Annotated in this window: 3 protein-coding genes; 1 reads left to right on the top strand and 2 read right to left on the bottom strand. The window is 59.8% G+C overall.

The window, feature by feature from the left end; genetic code table 11:
* Positions 1–174: 174 nt before the first annotated feature.
* Entirely contained in the window at positions 175–1,062 is an 888-nt protein-coding gene (locus ABX749_RS25125) for an efflux RND transporter periplasmic adaptor subunit (RefSeq protein WP_372898417.1), read from the bottom strand.
* A 29-nt stretch (positions 1,063–1,091) separates the two neighbouring features.
* Entirely contained in the window at positions 1,092–3,146 is a 2,055-nt protein-coding gene (locus ABX749_RS25120; RefSeq protein ID WP_372898415.1) for an efflux RND transporter periplasmic adaptor subunit, read from the bottom strand.
* 179 nt (positions 3,147–3,325) lie between these two features.
* Here ABX749_RS25120 and ABX749_RS25115 point away from each other — a divergent pair, with 179 nt between their 5' ends.
* Positions 3,326–3,763, top strand: a complete 438-nt coding sequence (locus ABX749_RS25115) for a hypothetical protein (RefSeq protein WP_372898414.1) — start codon at positions 3,326–3,328, stop codon at positions 3,761–3,763.
* The last annotated feature ends 115 nt before the right edge of the window (positions 3,764–3,878 follow it).

Here is a 3,878-nt window from a genome sequence, read left to right as displayed (position 1 = left end):
CCGCCGATGATTCACTGTCGGTCGACACTTCGCTCGTCTCCCTGGTGCTCTGTTCCGATTTGAATGAAGGGTTGCGTTTGTCGAGCGGAAAAGGGGTCAGGTACCAAAAACCCAATGGCCCGACGGGTGCTTCGCATTTTTGTTACCTGACCCCTTTTCCGCGGCACCCCAGGGTCAATCCGTGATGATCGACATTCGAGCGCGATGGCCGGGTTGCAATCGTCCGTCGTGGTTGTCGACCTCGGCCCAGATACGAACTTGGCCGTTGACCGGGTCGATCTCGCGACTGACGAACACGATCGTTCCCGAATAGGACTGCGCGGTATCGTGTTCGTCGTGCGGCACGACCCGAACCGGCATTCCCTTCAACGCTTCGGTGACCTGGCTCGCTTGGACAAATCCTTCTGCGCGCAATCGTTTGATGCTGACGATGCGAAAGATCTTTTCGCCGGGCGTTACCCACTCTCCCACGTGACGCAACACTTCGACCACCTCTCCGCTCTGCGGCGCCAAAATGCGCCGCACCTCGATGTTTCGTTCAGCCATGGCGAGCGCGTTGGCCATCAAGTCTCTTTTCGTCTTGGCGTTTTGGAGTTCGCTGCGCGCTTTTTCAATCTCAATTTCCGCCTGTTCCGCATCCAGTCGCGCCTTTTCCAGTTCCGACTGAGAAACACTTCGCGGCTGTGCGGCGTCGGCTCGCACCAGTCGATCGAAATGGGCCTGTGAATAGACCCGTGTCTTCATGGCCGATCGGACCGCGACATCGTTTTCAGCGTCGCGCATCGCGATGTCCAATTCAAACGTCGCACGCTTGTAGTCCAACTGGGCTTCGGTGTCGTCGATTTGTGCGAGCAGATCTCCCTTCTCGACCAGCTTGCCTTCCGATGCATGGACCTGGACCAGCGAGCCGACCGCCCGAGCGGGCACGTCGACTTGATCGATCAATCGAATCAGCACCGAATCCACCCCGATCGTTTCGGCCGAGGCAACGACGGAAGTGGATGCGAGCATGATCGTCCACAAGGCCAGGTGAAACATGCCGATCGGTTTCCCGTTCTTCATCCGTCTATCCCGTTCGTGATTCAACAGGTTCAAAATAAAATCCATCCTCGGACCGTCTCAAACAGGTCGTGCAGCCAGACGAAGCCCAACGATCGACGGCCGCAATCGAATTTCGCCTTGATCGTCGTTCCCGGTCGCAGCAACTCCACCGCTTCGCTCGGCACTGAAACCAGTACCCGAGTCGAAGCCTGTTGTTGGTCCAGCACTTCGGTGCGTCCGGCGATCTGCTTCAAGCTGCCACGATACGTCGGTGAGCTGCCGGTCGCCAGTGTGAACGAAACGTCCAGGGGGGCGTCCTCGATTCGCTGGGCCGAGATCACGTGGCCGGCGCTGCGATCGGGGACCAACAATTCCAGCACCCAGGGGCCGGACAGGTCCGCGACGCTGACCAACAGTTGCCCCCGTTGGACGGGGCGATCGGCCAACAAGTCTTCGGGATCCCAGGTCAGAATTCGCCCGCCGATCGGACTGCGTACTTCCAAGCTGTCGCGCTGTTTGCGGACCAACGCGATCTGGGTCTGCAAACTCGCCAGTTGCTGTTTCAATTCTTGTTCTTCGGCAGCCAACTGACCTGGAATTCGCGCGGACGTCTCGTTAAACCCGGTTTGAACACGCGCCGACGCGATCGCCAACAATCGTTTCTCTGTGGTCTGGTACTCGCCCTGCAACCGTTCCAGTTCCAGTTCCAAATCTCGGCTGCGGAGCACCACCAGGATCTGGTCGGCGGTGACCGATTCATCGTGCCCGCCACGCACCTCGACCACTTCACCATCCACGGGCGCATAGATATTGCGTCGGATCAGCGGTTGCGCTTCCCCTTCGGCTGCCACGTAGTGGGTCGCCGGAATCACCCGCAGCGCCAAGATCGTTAGCACCACGGCCACCGTGGCGATCACCAGTTTTCGTCGTTGCAGTCCGCCATAACGGATCGTCCGGCGTAGCCAACGAGCCAACGACAGCATAGGCAGCGATTGGTAGTCGATCGCGTTGCGCAGCGCAGAACTGCAGAGGTTGGCGATGCGAACGATCCGCTCTTCCGCATCCGGGTTGTTCGAAGCGTCGAATGTTTCCAATACCAACATGCCGACCAGTGATTCCGTCGCATTGCCCGCCGCATTGCCCGCCGCATCGCCCGAGACGTCGCTCGCCGCCAACAGCGGCACCACATCGATGGATTGCGAGTGGGAATCGTCGGCAAACGCACACAGGGGGCGTTCCAATTGAGGCGGGAACTGATCGGTCGTCCCCCGGTAACGCAACCACTGTCGCGAGGGCTCGACCGCTTTGGCCAGTTCTTCCATCGAACGCACCAGGTCCGAGCGGCGATCGAGCGTGTCGACGCCGCTGGTCGCCATCGCGGTCAAGCGACCACGCAGGGGAACCAGTAAACTGACCCGGTCACAGCCGATGAACCAGCGCCCGTCGTTGACCAATTGATACGCCGTGTCGCGCAAGTCCAAACTCGCATGCGCACGCTGGCACAACGCTTCATATTGACGCCAGCGATCGACCGCCGATTGAAGATCTTTCAGCCGCTGTCGCCGCAAGAAGTCGCCCGCCAAATCGGCGACGATTGCCAGCAGCCGTTCGCTTCCCGTTCGCGCCGCGGGGCTGACCGAGTTGGATTGAACGACTTCGAGGACGCCGATCACGCCCCGGTCCATCCGCAGCGGTGAACCGGTCCAAAAGTACGTTTCGTGGACGCCGCCGCGCCGTGACGGAGTTCTCTGGGGCCGGTCGCCCGGTTCGGTGGTGTGGGGCAATGCGGCCGACTGCTGACGACTGCTGTCGAGCACCGAACGCAACAATCGTGTGTGGTGTTCACCAGCGATCAAAGCGGCATCCGGCAAGTCCGAGTCGACCTTCACCTGGCACAGCGACTGAAACCCTGCGGCGTCGTCGACCATCCAAACACTGCCGCCGGAGGCACCGAGCAGTTCAACGGTTCGCTCAAGTGCTTCGCTGGCGAACGCGTGAAGTGAATCGGAAGCCTGGGAAAGCTCGGAAATCTCGGCAACAAACTGCTCGATCTCGCCCCACTCTTCGCCGCATTGTTCCGGGGAGGACGTCACACTGTCTGCCAATTGAAATCGACCTTTACGATAAAATAGGGGGTCTAGGTCGCCTATTGCGAATGTATCAAAAAGAGCGTCTTTGCCGAAAACAGAATCTATTTCGGCCGTCTTGATGCCGATCTACGACACGGGGCTACCATCGTACCACGGAACGATTCGCAAACGCTACGGAAACAATTAGACCTCCGATGACGTGTAGGAGCATCACGAACTACAGCCTTTGCGCGATCTCCCTGCTGGCAATTGTCGGTTGCGCGACCCGTGTTTCGGTGCCGTCTGCGGCGGTGTCGAGCATTTTGGCGGAGGTCACGATCGCGCAGCCGAATCTGAACGACGTGGTCCAGAGCGATGCCCCGCTCGGTGCCAACACGCCGTTCTCCATTCGTGAGGCTGCGTCGCCCGGGACCGCGGCACCCCAGCCCTGGGATCTGACGATCGATCAGGCGGTTCAGATCGCATTGGCCAACTCCACAGTGCTGCGTGACCTGGGTGCCCGTGTGGTACAAACGCCGGGATTAACGCCGACCATTTATGGACCGGCGATTCAGGCAACCGATCCGACCAGCGGCGTCGAAGCGGCGCTGAGCGAATTTGATGCGCAGGTCAACGGCGACCTGTTTCACTAAGACAACGACCGGGTGCTCAACAACGAGTTTGCCGGCGGCGGCGAAAATTTCTACCAACAGCAACTCACGCGGCTGGAATCGAGCCTGAGTAAACAGACGGCCTCGGGAGCCCTGT

The sequence above is a fragment of the Stieleria sp. genome (genome assembly GCF_041595215.1).
Taxonomy (GTDB): domain Bacteria; phylum Planctomycetota; class Planctomycetia; order Pirellulales; family Pirellulaceae; genus Stieleria; species Stieleria magnilauensis.
The sequence above is the reverse complement of the archived record's forward strand: the minus strand, read 5'-3'. Positions and strand labels throughout refer to the sequence as shown.

Bases quoted from the DNA above. Each gene is read 5' to 3' on its own strand.
- ABX749_RS25125 (WP_372898417.1), bottom strand. From the start codon at position 1,062: ATGAAGAACGGGAAACCGATCGGCATGTTTCACCTGGCCTTGTGGACG.
- ABX749_RS25115 (WP_372898414.1), top strand. From the start codon at position 3,326: ATGACGTGTAGGAGCATCACGAACTACAGCCTTTGCGCGATCTCCCTG.